Origin of the sequence: Bacillus crepusculi, from assembly GCF_014764715.1 — a bacterium.
GTDB lineage: Bacteria > Bacillota > Bacilli > Bacillales > Bacillaceae > Bacillus.
The window spans coordinates 65,355-80,969 of the sequence record NZ_JACXXE010000007.1 but is presented as its reverse complement, the minus strand read 5'-3'; the positions used below and the strand labels follow the sequence as shown (position 1 = coordinate 80,969).

General features: G+C 42.1%; 13 protein-coding genes. 4 read left to right on the top strand and 9 right to left on the bottom strand.

Features of this window, described 5'->3' with window-relative positions:
* Positions 1-46 precede the first annotated feature (46 nt).
* Positions 47-892, top strand: a complete 846-nt coding sequence (locus tag IEE86_RS13300; RefSeq protein WP_191097646.1) for a TetR/AcrR family transcriptional regulator — start codon at positions 47-49, stop codon at positions 890-892.
* 181 nt (positions 893-1,073) lie between these two features.
* Here the strand turns inward: IEE86_RS13300 and gatB are convergent, their stop codons facing one another.
* From gatB to gatC, 3 genes are read right to left on the bottom strand one after another with little or no spacing between them, the layout of a single operon-like run.
* Positions 1,074-2,504 (bottom strand): Asp-tRNA(Asn)/Glu-tRNA(Gln) amidotransferase subunit GatB, encoded by a 1,431-nt coding sequence (gatB, locus tag IEE86_RS13295; protein WP_191097645.1) that lies wholly within the window; start codon positions 2,502-2,504, stop codon positions 1,074-1,076.
* Between the two features lie 13 nt (positions 2,505-2,517).
* Positions 2,518-3,975 carry an Asp-tRNA(Asn)/Glu-tRNA(Gln) amidotransferase subunit GatA gene (gene gatA, locus IEE86_RS13290; RefSeq protein ID WP_191097644.1) on the bottom strand — a complete coding sequence of 486 codons (1,458 nt, stop codon included), beginning with the start codon at positions 3,973-3,975 and terminating at the stop codon, positions 2,518-2,520.
* 14 nt (positions 3,976-3,989) lie between these two features.
* Entirely contained in the window at positions 3,990-4,280 is a 291-nt protein-coding gene (gatC, locus tag IEE86_RS13285; RefSeq protein WP_191097643.1) for an Asp-tRNA(Asn)/Glu-tRNA(Gln) amidotransferase subunit GatC, read from the bottom strand.
* Between the two features lie 410 nt (positions 4,281-4,690).
* On the opposite strand from gatC, the gene putP reads away from it, so the two are divergent.
* Together putP and IEE86_RS13275 are read left to right on the top strand one after the other, a co-directional pair.
* Positions 4,691-6,172: a sodium/proline symporter PutP gene (putP, locus tag IEE86_RS13280; protein ID WP_191097642.1), complete on the top strand. Its 1,482-nt coding sequence runs from the start codon at positions 4,691-4,693 to the stop codon at positions 6,170-6,172.
* A 169-nt stretch (positions 6,173-6,341) separates the two neighbouring features.
* The gene (locus IEE86_RS13275) at positions 6,342-7,034 is read left to right on the top strand and encodes an MgtC/SapB family protein (RefSeq protein ID WP_224740984.1); all 693 of its coding nucleotides are present in this window, start codon (positions 6,342-6,344) and stop codon (positions 7,032-7,034) included.
* 42 nt (positions 7,035-7,076) lie between these two features.
* On the opposite strand, the gene IEE86_RS13270 is transcribed toward IEE86_RS13275, so the two are convergent.
* From IEE86_RS13270 to pcrB, 5 genes are all read right to left on the bottom strand, one after another.
* Positions 7,077-8,084, bottom strand: coding sequence for a phosphotransferase enzyme family protein (locus IEE86_RS13270; protein ID WP_191097641.1), 1,008 nt, complete (start codon positions 8,082-8,084; stop codon positions 7,077-7,079).
* Between the two features lie 311 nt (positions 8,085-8,395).
* Positions 8,396-9,583, bottom strand: coding sequence for a CamS family sex pheromone protein (locus IEE86_RS13265; protein WP_191097640.1), 1,188 nt, complete (start codon positions 9,581-9,583; stop codon positions 8,396-8,398).
* Between the two features lie 15 nt (positions 9,584-9,598).
* Complete coding sequence (ligA, locus tag IEE86_RS13260; protein WP_191097639.1) at positions 9,599-11,605, bottom strand: NAD-dependent DNA ligase LigA; 2,007 nt, start codon at positions 11,603-11,605, stop codon at positions 9,599-9,601.
* A gap of 43 nt (positions 11,606-11,648) precedes the next feature.
* Positions 11,649-13,871: a DNA helicase PcrA gene (pcrA, locus tag IEE86_RS13255; protein WP_191097638.1), complete on the bottom strand. Its 2,223-nt coding sequence runs from the start codon at positions 13,869-13,871 to the stop codon at positions 11,649-11,651.
* Positions 13,872-13,928: 57 nt separating this feature from the next.
* A complete protein-coding gene (gene pcrB / locus IEE86_RS13250; protein ID WP_191097637.1) occupies positions 13,929-14,621 on the bottom strand; it encodes a heptaprenylglyceryl phosphate synthase in 693 nt (230 codons plus the stop codon).
* 284 nt (positions 14,622-14,905) lie between these two features.
* Between pcrB and IEE86_RS13245 the strand changes: the two genes are divergently transcribed.
* The gene (locus tag IEE86_RS13245; RefSeq protein ID WP_191097636.1) at positions 14,906-15,340 is read left to right on the top strand and encodes a DUF2283 domain-containing protein; all 435 of its coding nucleotides are present in this window, start codon (positions 14,906-14,908) and stop codon (positions 15,338-15,340) included.
* Here the strand turns inward: IEE86_RS13245 and IEE86_RS13240 are convergent.
* Positions 15,300-15,530 carry a hypothetical protein gene (locus tag IEE86_RS13240; protein WP_191097635.1) on the bottom strand — a complete coding sequence of 77 codons (231 nt, stop codon included), beginning with the start codon at positions 15,528-15,530 and terminating at the stop codon, positions 15,300-15,302. The genes IEE86_RS13245 and IEE86_RS13240 overlap by 41 nt on opposite strands.
* Positions 15,531-15,615: the final 85 nt, after the last annotated feature.

Genomic DNA, 15,615 nt, shown 5'->3' with positions numbered 1-15,615 from the left:
CTTGCGTTTGACGTAACATTCTAAAGCTGAAGGGGCCTTTTATTTCATGAACGAAAAAAAAGAAAAAATCATTAAAGCGAGCATCCAGTTGTTTGCGAAAAAGGGTTTTTCTTCTACGACCATTCAGGAAATTGCAGATGAGTGCGGAATATCGAAAGGCGCGTTTTATTTACATTTCAAATCAAAGGAACAGCTTTTCAACCGAGCGTTCGAATATTATATCGACACTTCTATGCAAAGTATTGAAAAGATTCGAAAAGAGAATCAGCATCTTGCGCCTAGAGAGATCTTTCGGAAACAGATCGCTGAACAGTTCCAGCATTTTGCCGAAAACAAGGACTTTATCATATTGATCCTCAGCGAGAACATTATTCCGGAAAACCAGCAAATTAAAAAGTATTCTAAAACGGTTAAAAAACAAATGAATGATGAAATTCAAATATCCATCTTGACCACTTATGGACAGGAGATCGAGCCGTATATAACTGACCTGTCAGTCATGATGCAAGGAATCATCCAATCGTATGTGCAGGTACTGCTTTTACAAGATCAAGTGCCATTATCATTTGATGAGCTGTCTTCCTTTATACTCGCCCGTTTTGATGATTTGGTTCAAGGACTGCTGCGTTCTAAGACTAAGCCAATTCTGAATCAAGCCATTTGGGAGGATGAAGCGCCGAGTACCGTGTCCCTTCAAGAGGAGCTTCGATTGTTAAAGCTTGAGCATTTGCTTTCTGATGATACGCTCGTCTCTATCGAAGTGATTGAAGAAGAACTAGCGAAAGATGAACCTCGTAAGCCGGTCATTCAAGGGATGCTGACTAATTTAGACATGTGTGAGGACCCTGCTGTCCTCAGAGTAGTGGAACAATTGAAGCTGTTTCTCCAGTAACATGACGTGCTGTTTTTCAATTTAGTTCACGTTGATCCCCTTCGAATTTGCTCTATCGCTTATGCTTCATTATAAGAAAAGAATCTCCGAATTGATATACGGCGGTGGTCTGAATCTATGATACGACCCTGTCATTTCAAGCAAAAAAAACCGCCTCTTCTCTGAGACGGTTTTTTGCTATTTAGCGTTTTTTGATTTCTTCCATCAGAATCTTGTTGACCATCGGCGGGTTTGCTTGTCCCTTCGATGCTTTCATGATTTGTCCGACTAAGAAACCAATCGCACGGTCTTTTCCATTTTTAAAGTCTTCAATGGATTGTGGGTTGTTATCAAGTGCTTCAGTCACAAACTTGAGCAGTGCACCTTCGTCAGAAATTTGGACAAGTCCTTTTTCTTTGACGATTGTTTCTGCATCTCCCCCATTTTCGATCAGCTCTTTGAATACCTTTTTGGCAATCTTAGAGGAAATTGTTCCTTTTTCAATGAGTTTGATCATACCAGCTAGCCCTTGCGGCGTTAGCTTTGTATCTTCCAGCTCTTTTTGAGCGGAGTTTAAGTAGGCAGATACCTCTCCCATTAGCCAGTTCGATGCCTGCTTCGCTTCTGCACCTTCTGAAATGGTTGCTTCGAAGAAATCTGACATTTCTTTTGTCAGGGTCAAAACCATTGCATCATATGCAGGAAGTCCAAGTTCATCAATGTAGCGTTTGCGGCGCTCATCTGGAAGCTCTGGGATGGATGCTCTGACGCGTTCTTTCCACTCATCATCAATGTACAGCTCCACCAAATCCGGTTCTGGGAAGTAGCGGTAATCATCCGATCCTTCCTTGACACGCATCAGAATCGTCTTTTTAGACGCTTCGTCATAACGGCGTGTTTCCTGCTCGATCAAGCCGCCAGAAAGAAGTACTTGCTCTTGGCGTTTTTCTTCGAACTCAAGACCCTTTTGTACGAAAGCGAACGAGTTTAAGTTCTTAAGCTCTGTCTTTGTACCAAACTCTTCACGTCCAATTGGGCGAAGAGAAATATTGGCATCACAGCGAAGTGAGCCTTCTTCCATTTTACAATCAGAAACACCTGTATATTGAATAATGGATTTTAGCTTTTCTAAGTAAGCGTACGCTTCTTCTGGCGTGCGAATGTCTGGCTCAGATACGATTTCAACAAGTGGTGTGCCTTGACGGTTGAAATCGACAAGTGAGTAACCGTCGCCTGTATGCGTCAGTTTGCCTGCATCCTCTTCCAAATGAAGACGGGTAATACCAATTCGTTTTGTTTTGCCGTCTACTTCAATTTCAATCCAGCCGTTTTCACCGATTGGTTTATCAAATTGAGAAATTTGATACGCCTTTGGGTTATCAGGATAGAAGTAGTTTTTACGGTCAAATTTTGTATCTGTTGCGATCTCACAGTTCAGCGCCATTGCCGCTTTCATTGCAAAGTTCACCGCTTCTTTGTTCAGTACAGGCAGTACGCCAGGATACCCAAGGTCGATGACACTTGTTTGCGTGTTGGCAGCTGCACCAAAAGGTGTCGGCGAGCTTGAGAAGATTTTTGATTTTGTTTTTAGCTCTACGTGGACTTCAAGTCCTATTACCGTTTCAAAGTTCATTCTGATTCACCCCTTACAGTTCAGGTTTTGCTTTATGATGATCTGTTGCTTGTTCGAAAGCGTGAGCCACGCGATATACTGTTCCTTCATCAAAGTGCTTACCGATGATTTGAAGACCTAACGGAAGTCCATTTGCAAATCCGCAAGGCACACTGATTCCTGGAACACCTGCAAGGTTAACAGGGATCGTTAAAATATCGTTTGCATACATGGTCAGTGGATCGCTTGTTTTTTCACCAATGTGGAATGCAGGAGTTGGTGTTGTTGGTCCTACAATGACATCATACTTTTCAAACACATCTTCAAAGTCTTTTTTGATCAACGTACGGACTTTTTGCGCTTTTTTATAGTACGCATCATAATAGCCAGAGCTTAAAGCGAATGTGCCAAGCATGATGCGGCGCTTCACTTCATCCCCGAAGCCTTCAGAACGTGTATTTTTATATAAATCAATCAGGTTGTCTGCGTTATCTGTACGGTAGCCATAGCGGATGCCGTCAAAACGAGCCAGGTTCGCAGATGCTTCTGAAGATGACAATAAGTAGTAAGTCGCAAGCGCATATTTAGAATGTGGAAGAGACACTTCCTCCCATGTCGCACCAAGTCCTTCTAATACTTTCAGCGCTTTAAGAACAGACTCTTTGGCTTCCTCGCCAACACCTTCGCCAAGGTATTCTTTTGGCACTGCAATTTTAAGACCTTTGATGTCGCCAGTTAATGAAGAAAGAAAATCTGGTACATCGACATTTGCACTTGTTGCGTCCATTTGATCGACACCAGCAATCGCTTGAAGAACATAAGCGTTGTCCTCGACATTACGCGTAATCGGCCCAATTTGATCTAATGATGATGCAAATGCGATTAAACCGTATCTAGATACACGACCATATGTCGGCTTAAGACCCACAACCCCGCAAAATGATGCCGGCTGACGGATGGAACCGCCTGTATCAGATCCAAGGGAGAATGGTACTTCTCCTGCTGCAACAGATGCTGCTGATCCACCACTTGATCCACCTGGAACTGTGTTTAAATTCCATGGGTTTTTCGTTGCTTTGTAGCCTGAGTTCTCCGTAGAAGAACCCATTGCAAATTCGTCCATGTTTAATTTACCGATTGTGACAGCTTCCGCCTCTTTCAGACGGTTCACAACGGTTGCATCATAAATTGGATCAAAGTTTTGCAGGATTTTACTTGATGCGGTTGTACGTAAATCCTTCGTCACGATGTTATCTTTCACACCGATCGGCATACCGAACAATAGACCCAGCTCGTCCTTTTCACCAACGGCCTCGTCCAATTCCTTTGCATACGCACGTGCTTTCTCTTCGTCCAGTGCAAGGAATGCTTGTACTTTTCCGTCTACTTCATTGATTCGTTTATAAGACGCGTCCACTAAATCAGAAACAGACAGTTCCTTTTTATGTAAAAGCTCTTTTAATTCAGAAATTTTGTGGTCAAACAGTGACATGTCTCAGGCCTCCTTTAGTCCAAAATTGATGGCACACGAATATAGCCGTCTTTATGATCAGGCGCATTTTTCATGACTGCCTCAATTGAAAGACCTTTATTCGGAACATCTTCTCTCATGACGTTTTTCATTTTTAATACGTGTGTTGTTGGTTCAACGTTCTCCGTATCTACCTCGTTTAACTGCTCTGCAAATGAAATGATGCTATCAAGCTGTTCTGTAAACATCTCAGCTTCTTCTTCTGTAATCGCAAGCCGTGCCAAATGCGCAACGTGCTTTACTTCTTCTATTGAAATTCTTGACATGCAGGTTCACCTCCAAAAATGATACGTGTTCGTGGTCATGATCATAAGTCATATACACTTTATCATATCAAATTTTACTGTTCTAAAGCAACTTTACGCAGGCGCGGGAAAAGACCTTTTCTGATGAACCGTCATGATCATTCAACGATAAAGAAAATATTCATACAGGTAACCTTTTGTTTTTCAGAAAATTTTTACTTTTATTTAATTTAGTAAGCGCTTACATATAGATTCTTATCACCGATACACGGATTTTTTGTGTGAATGAGGAGGTTTAAGACGGTTGATCACTCGGGAATACTCTGATAGGTTAAGTAACCATAGCAGTGAGCAGACAGTTGAATCGACTGTTCTGTGTATATTTTGAATGAGGTGATGTCAAATTAATACGAAAAAGGTGATATGGAAACATGAGTATTGAGATTGTAATTTCTCTATCTATTTATTTTATTGGAATGCTAGCCATCGGCTGGTATGCATTCAGAAAAACAAATGACTTGAATGATTATATGTTAGGTGGACGCGGGTTAGGTCCTTATGTAACGGCTCTATCTGCTGGTGCAGCTGATATGAGTGGCTGGATGCTAATGGGGCTTCCAGGCGCTATGTATACAACTGGTCTTTCATCTGGATGGCTTGCTGTTGGTTTAATTAGTGGAGCTTACTTAAACTATCTATTTCTAGCGCCACGCTTGAGATCGTATACAGAAGTTGCTGATGATGCGATTACCATTCCAGACTTTTTTGACAAACGGTTTAAAGATTCGTCTACTTTATTGAAAGCTGTCTCAGCAGTTATTATTATGATTTTCTTTACGCTTTACACCTCATCAGGTATGGTATCAGGCGGACGCTTATTTGAATCAGCGTTTGGTGCTCATTATATGTTTGGCTTAATCTTAACTTCTAGTATCGTGATTTTATACACACTATTCGGCGGCTTTTTGGCAGTTAGTTTAACTGACTTTGTTCAAGGAGCTATTATGTTTTTAGCATTAGTGCTCGTGCCGATCGTTGCCTTTACTCAATTAGGTGGACCTGTTGCCACGTTCCATGATATTCAACAGATTGACCCTAAATTGCTTGATATTTTTAGAGGAACGAGCGTCATTGGCATTATTTCCTTCCTCGCTTGGGGACTTGGTTATTTTGGACAGCCGCACATCATTGTTCGATTTATGGCGATTACGACTGTAAAAGATTTAAAGCCAGCACGTCGTATCGGTATGAGCTGGATGATTGTATCTGTCATTGGTTCACTATCTGTCGGTTTAGTCGGTGTAGCTTATGTTCATGAAACAAGCACTACTTTGGCAGATCCTGAAACCATCTTTATTGTGTTTTCTAAGGTACTATTCCATCCGTATATTACTGGATTTTTACTTTCTGCCATTTTAGCTGCGATTATGAGTTCAATTTCTTCTCAGCTACTTGTCACTGCAAGTGCAATGACAGAGGATTTATACCGTACGTTCTTTAGAAGAAAAGCTTCTGACAAAGAACTTGTCATGATTGGACGTATGTCTGTATTAGTCGTTGCAGTTGTTGCCCTTTGTCTATCTCTAAACCCAAGTGATACGATCCTTGAACTTGTCGGCTATGCTTGGGCTGGATTTGGATCTTCATTCGGACCGGTGATCTTATTATGTCTATACTGGAAGCGAATGAATCATCATGGCGCTTTAGCCGGAATGGTTGTTGGAGCTGTTACTGTCCTAGTGTGGATTTCAACAGGCCTGAATAACACAACTGGATTGTACGAAATGGTTCCAGGATTTATTTTAAGTGGTTTGACTGCTATTCTTGTCAGTCTCTTGACAAATAAACCGTCTAAAGCTTCTAAAAAGCTCTTTAGAAAAATGGAAGATCATCTTGAAGAGGAAACAAAATAACAGGAAATGAAGAGTCATCTGCCTCATGCAGGTGACTCTCTTTTTAATTTAAATAAAAAGCTTTTCTTTCTTTCGAATCTGAATAAAATAAAAGTTGTGCAGCCATATGGGCTGTGAGAAGATCATATACATGATGTGAAACGTACATGAAGTGAAAGGAGCGATACGCATGTTTTGGACAATTGAATGGGATACCGTCTTAAAGTTGGCCGTGGCCACTTTGATCGGGCTGATCATCGGTCTTGAACGAGAGCTGAAGAAAAAGCCGCTCGGCTTAAAAACGTGTATTGTCATTGCTGTCAGCTCCTGCGTATTAACCATCATCAGCATTGATGCAGCCTACAATTTCCCTCGAGTCTCTAAGCTTCAAATGGACCCACTCAGGTTACCGGCGCAAATTATATCTGGTGTTGGTTTTATTGGAGCAGGTGTGATTCTTCGAAAAAGCAATGATGTCATCTCAGGTCTTACGACTTCTGCGATGATCTGGGGAGCAGCAGGACTTGGGGTTGCAACAGGTGCAGGTTTTTATAAAGAAGCCTTCCTCAGTCTTTTCTTTATTCTGATCAGTGTCGAATTCCTACCATGGCTCTTCCAGCGGATCGGGCCAATTCGCCTACAGGAAAAAGAAATCCGCATCAGAATGTCACTTTCTGATCGAAACCGGATGACGGCCATTTTAAAAGAAATGAAAGCACTCAATATTCGCATTCATTCTGTTCGAATTGATGATTTAAAGGAAAAGGATTATCCGATCATGGAAGTACGCGTTCGTGTGCATAAGGATCGGTATACAACCGATGTATACTTTGATATTAAAGATTTAGAAGGTGTCGTTGGCGTGAAGTGTGATACGATGTAGTGAAAAAACCCCCTGGCTGTTTGAAACAGTCAGGGGGGTTTTTTATCGGGCCAGCTGATGAAAGTCAAAAGGAGTAATTGGTGTTTTTTGTTCAATTTCCTTTCGAAAACGTGTCAGCATGGCCTTCTCGTCAGAAGTCATTGTTTGGAGATCAACTGCTTGATGTAAAAGCCCATAAATAAGCATATGACGCAGCATGAGAAAATCAGGTATTGTTGCCAGCCACGCGTCATCAAGCTCATTCTCCTGTCGATAGCCTTTTAGAAAATGACTCATAAATTCAGCGGTAAATTCAGCTTTATCGTCATATGGAATCACAGGATACCAAAGAACATTGTATAGCAAAATACTCACATCATTGATAAACCAGTGATATCCACTATCATCGAAATCAAAAGCAATAATGTCTCCCTGACGATAATGGAAGTTACCGTGATGTAAATCGGCATGCACCAGTCCATAGACATCCTTGGATACACGGAGCTGGTGAAGCTTTTGCATCAGTTCATCTTTTCGCCGCAAAACAACCGTTTGATCAGAAGGAATATATTGATCAAGCTTTAATTGCTCCTCCTCATACCACTCTTGACGCTTATAGCGAGGATCTTTCACTTGATATTGTTTTGTTGTTTGATGCATTCGCCCTGTATAGGTACCTAACGCATGAAACAACTTCCCATTCCAATCAGCTTCATTCACTTTTCTGCCCGGTGCTTTTTCATACACACGAAGCAAAAAAGCGCCTCCTGCTTGATCAGGAATGGTTTCAACATCTTTTCCCCTTGCTGATGAAATCGGTTTTGCTACTGAAATGCCATGACAAGATAGATACCGAATCCAGTCCATTTCTCCTAAAATATATGTGGGTGAACGACGAATGGTATGGGTGATTTTTAATATATAATTCTCGCCATTCCTAGCCTTATATTCATACACATAATTTTCTGCATCTGCTAGAAATGTGACTTGGTCTAGCTGAAAGTCGTACAAGTGAGCCGCCTTCTTTAAGACTTTCTGTTCATCATATCGTGCTTTTACTTCTTTATGCATGCTGATTCTCCTTTTATCGTCTTTTTAAATGTTCATGACGGTAATCAGCATTATACGAGCATCAACATACCAGCCTTTCCTCTTGGTTTCTACATCTACTTTGACAAAAGTTTGGAAAATCCTTTTTTAGATTGCTCACAAAGGGCTAAAAATTTAAGTTCATTTTAATCCTTTGTCTTTTCAGCGTGATATGAAAACCCTTGAAGTCTAATGCGAGGAGCGGCTTTAAGATTCGTGAGCACCGGCACGCAGGGCTTCGGGTGAGTGCGAAGAATTGTCTAACCTGAAAAACCGCCAAAAGGCGGTTTTTATTAGTCATATATATGGACAGTTGGTTCTTTGTCTTCAGCATTTTTCGTGATTAAGGCTTCTTGTTGATCAGAAGACGTGATGTTGATTTCTATATTTGTGCTCTTATAGTAATCCATGACTTCACCTGTTAAATATTGCGTGAAGGCCACGACTTCTGTTTTTCCGTAGAACTGCATTGGAATTTCGATCTTCATTTTTTGCAGGTTACCGTCTTTATAGAAGCCTGTTCCGACGACTCCAGTGTAGTTCGGGAAGTAGTCTTCTACTTTTGTCTTGAAGCGGTCAAATCGCTCTGAATCATCTTTGTAGCTGCTTTTCGCATTATCTGAAGGGAAAAATACATTCTCTTCTTTGATCGTATCCCAATTGCCGATATCAGATGAGCCTGCTTTCACATCCGTTTTGGCGATAAAGTTTCCTGGAACGATGGACGATTTTGGTGCTTGCTTATAAAGGGCAATCATGACAGGCACTTTTTGCAGCCCATCCATTTGGCGAATTCGCTTGATCACTTGTTCAGCAATTTTTTCGCCCTCTGCCAACAGTTTCTTTGAATTTTTCGATGAATCGATGGTCACCTCTTGCTGTGGATCACCGATATTTTCGCGGTAATAGTAAACAGAGTTCAGCGCAAGACCAATGACAACTCCGCCAAGCTGCAAACTATTTTTATCTTTTCGAATTAAGTAATTATGCTCTAGCATCGAAGCTAAGTAGATTGGACTATTTTCATTTTTGGACTTTGTTGAACCTGAGCTGGGTAGAGCAGGGTTTAAGCCTAGATTCTTAAAGTTTTTATCTTCTTTTTCTGCTTTTTTCAGATCACTGCCTGTTTTTTTGCGTGCGAGCCAGCTGAGAACGGTATCCTCATCTAAATGCTGTCCTTCTTGGAAAAGATAGTCGTTTGTATTAAATGACTCTGTTGCCAGGCGCATGAGTCCTGTTTCAAATTCATCAATGTCCAAGCGTGTGTTGAGACGCTCTGCTGTTAATCCTCTTGCAGCTCCTTGTTTAAACGGTAGCACCATTTTGTAATAGGAGTCAGAGATATTGTACATCGGGATGATGGCTGTTTCCTTTGTTTCATCCGTTTTTTGTGTGACCTCTTCCTCGTCCTTTCCCCCAAAGGGTGCACACGCTGACAGTACCAGTGTGAGCATTGTCAGCAGCAATAACAACTTTTTCAATAGAAAACACTCCTCTTATTTCTTTAGCTCCTCGAGCATTTTAGCTTCGTCCCAAATTTCAATATTGAGTTCTTCTGCCTTTGTCAGCTTACTGCCCGCTGCTTCTCCGGCAATGACTAAATCTGTTTTTTTACTCACACTACCTGCTAATTTGCCGCCTAATGCTTCGATCGCTGCCTTTGCATCGTTTCGAGACATTTGTTCTAATTTTCCTGTCAGCACAATGGTTTTCCCTGCAAAGTAGGAATCACTTTCTTCTACTTTCACCGGCTTTGGCCCTGTGTAGGTCATATTGACCCCAAGCTCTTTTAGTTCACGCAGCAGGTCAAGTATTTCTTCTTTCTCAAAGTATGTGACGACTGCATCAGCCATTTTTTCACCAATTTCGTCGACTTCGAGTAATTGTTCTTTTGTTGCTTGCTTTAATTGATCGATGTCGCCGAAATGCATCGCCAAGGTTTTGGCCGCTTTAGAACCAATAAATCGAATACCGAGACCAAATAGTAAACGCTCAAGAGAGTTTTCTTTCGATTGCTCAATCGAACGGAGTAAATTGTCGACAGACTTTTCACCCATTCGTTCAAGCTGAATGAGTTCTTCTTTCGTTAGTCGATAAAGATCGGACACACGAGACACAAGCTGCTCTTGGAAAAGCTGTGTAATGACTCGCTCGCCAAGACCATCAATGTTCATCGCATTACGGGAAACAAAATGAATGAGTCCCTCACGTATTTGGGCGGGACATTCTGGATTGATGCATCGCAAGGCTACTTCGCCTTCGATTCTCACCAGCTCGCTATGACACTCTGGACATTCAGTCGGCATGTGAAACGGCTTTTCTTCCCCTGTTCGCTGATCGACAAGGACGCCTGCAACTTCGGGAATAATATCGCCCGCTTTTTTCACAATCACCTGATCAAAAAGGCGAATATCCTTTTCTTTGATCAAATCTTCATTATGAAGAGAAGCACGCTGCACTGTTGTCCCTGCTACTTTGACAGGCTCAAGAATCGCTGTTGGCGTGATGACGCCTGTACGCCCGACACTTAGTTCAATATCAATCAGCTTCGTCACGACCTCTTCTGCCGGAAACTTGTACGCAACCGCCCAGCGCGGGCTTTTTGCAGTAAAGCCGAGTTCTTCCTGCTGAGCCAAGGAATCGACCTTGATGACAATTCCGTCGATTTCATATGAAAAATCGGCACGCTTTGTTTTCAATGTTTCAATGAGGTCGATCACTTCTTCAATCGTGTGGCACATCCGTCTTTCCTTGTTGGTTTTAAAGCCAAGCTCGTCGAGAAGATCGAGTCCCGCGCTTTGCGTTTCTACACCAATTTCATCAAGCTCCGCTATACTGTAGACGAATATATCAAGGTTTCGTTTCGCCGCAATTTTCGTATCAAGCTGACGAAGTGAGCCTGCCGCCGCATTACGCGGGTTCGCAAACGGCTCCTCTTCGTTTTGTATTCTTTTTTCATTTAATGCTTCAAAAGAAGGTTTTGGCATAAATGCTTCGCCTCTCACCTCAATCGACAGAGGACGATTGATTTTGAGCGGGATGGAACGAATGGTTTTAAGGTTTTCGGTAATATCCTCACCTGTTGTACCATCTCCGCGTGTGGCACCTCGGACAAACACGCCATTTTCATAACGGAGAGAAACAGCGAGTCCATCAATTTTCAGCTCGACATTGTATGCGACATCGTCACCGACTGCTTGACGAACCCGGCGGTCAAAATCAAGAAGGTCCTGTTCATGAAACGCATTGCCAAGACTTAGCATCGGTGTGCCGTGACGTACTTTTTGGAAGGCGTCTAAAACAGCACCTCCTACTCTCTGTGAGGGGGAATCTGCTGCTTTTAAATCAGGATATTCCTCCTCTAGAGAGATCAGCTCACGCATCCGCGCATCATATTCAGCGTCAGGAACACTTGGACGATCAAGTGTATGATATTCGTAGTTGTATTGATTCAAAATCTGGTGCAGTTCCTCGATCCGGCGTTTCGCTGCTTCTTTATCCATCTGCTTCTTCCTTTCAATTCATCCGTTTTGTAAGCCTTTGGTTTTATTGCTTCTCGATTGGCGCAAATGCTGCGAGAAGACGCTTAATGCCTGTAGGGCTTGGGAACGCAATATCAAGCTCTGTACTGTCTCCACTACCTTTCACACTCACAACCGTTCCAACACCCCATTTTTTATGGGCAGCTTTATCGCCCACAGCCCAGCCAATACTGCCGGCGCCTGTGTTTTGAATGGTTTGAGTTTGCGGACGTGAGACTGGCCCCCGTCTTTGCGGTCTTTCTCTTGTTTGGCCAAACGGTGTTTTCGTTTCTTTTTTCTCATTTAGGTTGTCCAATAAATCGGCTGGTATTTCTCGAATGAATCTTGATTCAAGGTTCATGTTTGTCCGGCCGAATAGCGTTCTCATCTTCGCACTTGATAAATAAAGCTCTTCTTCAGCCCGTGTGATACCTACGTATGCAAGGCGGCGTTCTTCTTCCATCTCTGCATCTTCCATTAATGAACGGCTATGCGGGAAAACGCCTTCCTCCATCCCCATTAAGAAAACAACAGGGAATTCTAGACCTTTTGCGGCGTGAAGGGTCATTAAGATGACAGCATCCTGATTTTCTTCCTCATTTTCATCCAGCTTATCAATGTCTGCGACGAGGGCGAGATCTGTCAGGAAGGTCACAAGCGATTTGTCTTCATTTTGTTCTTCAAAATTCTTTGTGACGGAGAGAAACTCGTCAATATTTTCTAAACGACTCTGTGCTTCAATCGTTTTTTCGACCTTGAGCGCTTCACGATAGCCTGTTTTCTCGAGGATTTCTTCTGTTAATTCTGTGACAGATACATACTCCTGCATATTCGTCATTTGATCAATGAGCTGTTTGAACTCATCAAGCGCATTGGCTGCCCTTGCACTAAGTCCAATGAAATCCACCTGACCAAGCGCTTCAAACATAGACAGGTCATTCATCTGTGCATATGCCGCAATTTTATCAACAGATGTCGCACCGATTCCGCGCTTTGGCACGTTGACGATTCGCGCAAAGCTAATATCGTCATCTGGGTTTGCCACAAGTCGTAAGTACGCCAAAATGTCTTTGATCTCTTTTCTGTCATAGAACTTCGTGCCGCCGACAATGTTGTATTGAATGTTTGACTTCAATAAGGTTTCCTCGATCACACGGGACTGTGCATTGGTTCGATAGAGGATCGCAAAATCGGATAATTTGCGCTTTCCACTTTGATAAAGCTGATGAATTTTTCCGGCAACAAATTGACCTTCACCGAATTCATTATCTGCACGGTAATAGGCAATCTTCGCTCCTTCATCATTTTCTGTCCAAAGGTTTTTTGGTTTACGATTCGCATTGTTTTGGATGACCGTATTTGCGGCATGCAAAATGCGTTTCGTCGATCTGTAATTTTGCTCAAGCAGAATCACTTCACTCGACGGGTAATCTTTTTCAAAGGAAAGAATGTTTGTAATATCCGCTCCGCGCCAGCGATAAATGGACTGGTCAGAGTCACCGACGACACAAATATTTTGAAAACGCTGAGCGAGCAGCTTCACAAGCATGTACTGCGCTCTGTTTGTATCCTGATACTCATCGACATGAATGTATTGGAACTTCCGCTGGTAATGCTCTAATACTTCGGGGATGCGTTCAAACAGACGAATCGTCATCATAATCAAATCATCAAAATCAAGGGATTGGTTTTTAAGTAAACGTTTTTGATAATCTGCATAGACGTCGCTGACTACTTGATCATAGAAATCACCGGCTGTTTTTGCGTATTCCTCTGCATCAATGAGTTCATTTTTTGCACTGCTGATGGATCCTAATATGCTGCGAGGATCGAACTTTTTAGGATCGATATTCCGTTCTTTTAAAATGTTCTTAATCACTGAAAGCTGATCAGATGTGTCTAAAATAGAGAAATTGCGATTCACACCAATGCGGTCAATGTCGCGTCTTAAAATGCGGACACACATGCTGTGAAACGTAGAGATCCAAATGTCATCTGCACCAGGCCCTAAAATGGCTTGGACACGTTCACGCATTTCTCTTGCTGCTTTATTTGTAAACGTAATCGCTAAAATGTTCCACGGAGCCACATGCTTTTCTGCCATTAAGTAGGCAATTCGATGTGTGAGCACCCGTGTCTTTCCGCTTCCTGCTCCTGCCATCAAGAGTAGCGGACCGTCTGTTGCTTTGACCGCTTCTTTCTGCGCATCATTTAGTCCTTCTAATAGATGATTCGATATTTCATTCATTTCATTCACCGCCAATTCGAACTTACGTTCTATTTTAACCCGTTTCGTCTTGTTTGACTATGATGACTTTTTGACTGCGCCCACTGTCTTTAATGCTTCTTTGAAATTGTCATAAATGACGTTTCCTACAACGACAACGTCTGCATGCTGCGAGAAGTCCTTTGCCTGCTTTGCGTTCTCAATGCCTCCACCATAAAAAAGAACCGTTTCGTGAAGCACTGCTTTCGTTTCTTTCACAAGCTCTATATCTCCAAGCGTTCCACTGTATTCTAGATAAAAAATGGGCAGTTTCATCAAATGCTCTGCCACTCTTGCATAAGCCCGTACATCATCAATATCCAGCGCCGTCTTTGCCTCTGTGAGCTTGGCTGCTTTACAATCTTCGTTTAAGATCACATATCCTTCTGGCACAATCTCTTCCATTGACATCAAATCACCGTATTCCTTCATCGCATCCTTATGAAGCCCAACAATCCAATCCGGATGAGAGCTGTTTAAAACGGTCGGGATGAAATACAGATCGAAGCCCGGCACAATCGTCTCATGTGTTGAGATTTCAAGCACACATGGCACAAGAAACCTTCGAACCTTTGACATCAATTGGAGCACGTTGTCCTCTGTCACATTGTCACTGCCGCCAATCAATATAGCATCCGTACCAGATTCGCAAATCGCTTCTAGCTGTTCATCAGAAATCTCTTTATTTGGATCGAGTTTAAAGACATGCTTCCACTCGGTAACATCATACATGAAAAACGTTCCTCCATTCGTTTCATTCCATTTAAATATTATAACAAAATCAGAGACCGCAAAAAATGGGTAACCTCCTTCAGCTAAAAGTTTCATTCTTTTGAAAATGAACGATTTTAACTCTAGGTGAGGGACTAATGGAGACTATATGGAAAGATCCACTTCAAGAGGAGCTGAGGGAGATCAATAGATGGATAATGAACTGAAATGAGAGCTGCTTCATCTCATCACATGATATTATACAATAAAGGAACATTTTACTATCGACCAAGCAGGTGAATGATTTGAAAAGAACCATCACATATGATCAAACGATCAACACCGGATACATCTATCTCATCCCGCTTGGAATCGGGACAATCAAAGAAACCATTGAATTAGACGTCAATGAATGTGTGAACGTAGACATCGACAAAGAGGGCCGAGTGGCTGGGCTGGAGTTATTTGCAGAAGAAGCCGAGGTGTTGAAGCACACACCCGTTTATGAGGACGAGCTTTCGTTACGTTTTACAGATGAGGAAGTTCTCTCAACCTATCATTTATCAGGGATCGAATTTCAATTCTCGACGCCTGATCACAATGGACTGATTGGTTTTACCATTGTCGATCCTCTTAGATATCACGTCAAAAGAAAGACAAGAAAAAACCGTTTTGAATGGTCAAAACGGTTTTTTCAAACTATTGTCTCACTTCATTATAATAATGGACAGAGGTCATAGCCCCTTCATCGACCATTTTGTTGTCTTGGATATCTAACGGATCAGGGTGACCGGCTTTTTCAGGAATCTTTTCATTTGACCGGAACATGCTTGCCCATTTTTTCAGATGCTGTTTATTTTTCATTGCTAATAATACAGCACCTCCAACCCCTAATCCTGCAAGTACATACGTATTTGGACGCTTATTCATGTATGTTCCCTCCCCTTGTTATCTTATTTTTAAGTTACCCCGCCTTTTCATTTCTAAACGTCACAATATGCCGATGTGGTTTCTC

Bases quoted from the DNA above. Each gene is read 5' to 3' on its own strand.
- IEE86_RS13240 (WP_191097635.1), bottom strand. From the start codon at position 15,530: ATGAATAAGCGTCCAAATACGTATGTACTTGCAGGATTAGGGGTTGGA.
- IEE86_RS13275 (WP_224740984.1), top strand. From the start codon at position 6,342: ATGTTTTGGACAATTGAATGGGATACCGTCTTAAAGTTGGCCGTGGCC.
- pcrB (WP_191097637.1), bottom strand. From the start codon at position 14,621: ATGTATGATGTTACCGAGTGGAAGCATGTCTTTAAACTCGATCCAAAT.
- pcrA (WP_191097638.1), bottom strand. From the start codon at position 13,871: ATGAATGAAATATCGAATCATCTATTAGAAGGACTAAATGATGCGCAG.
- ligA (WP_191097639.1), bottom strand. From the start codon at position 11,605: ATGGATAAAGAAGCAGCGAAACGCCGGATCGAGGAACTGCACCAGATT.
- gatB (WP_191097645.1), bottom strand. From the start codon at position 2,504: ATGAACTTTGAAACGGTAATAGGACTTGAAGTCCACGTAGAGCTAAAA.
- IEE86_RS13300 (WP_191097646.1), top strand. From the start codon at position 47: ATGAACGAAAAAAAAGAAAAAATCATTAAAGCGAGCATCCAGTTGTTT.
- putP (WP_191097642.1), top strand. From the start codon at position 4,691: ATGAGTATTGAGATTGTAATTTCTCTATCTATTTATTTTATTGGAATG.
- gatC (WP_191097643.1), bottom strand. From the start codon at position 4,280: ATGTCAAGAATTTCAATAGAAGAAGTAAAGCACGTTGCGCATTTGGCA.
- IEE86_RS13270 (WP_191097641.1), bottom strand. From the start codon at position 8,084: ATGCATAAAGAAGTAAAAGCACGATATGATGAACAGAAAGTCTTAAAG.
- gatA (WP_191097644.1), bottom strand. From the start codon at position 3,975: ATGTCACTGTTTGACCACAAAATTTCTGAATTAAAAGAGCTTTTACAT.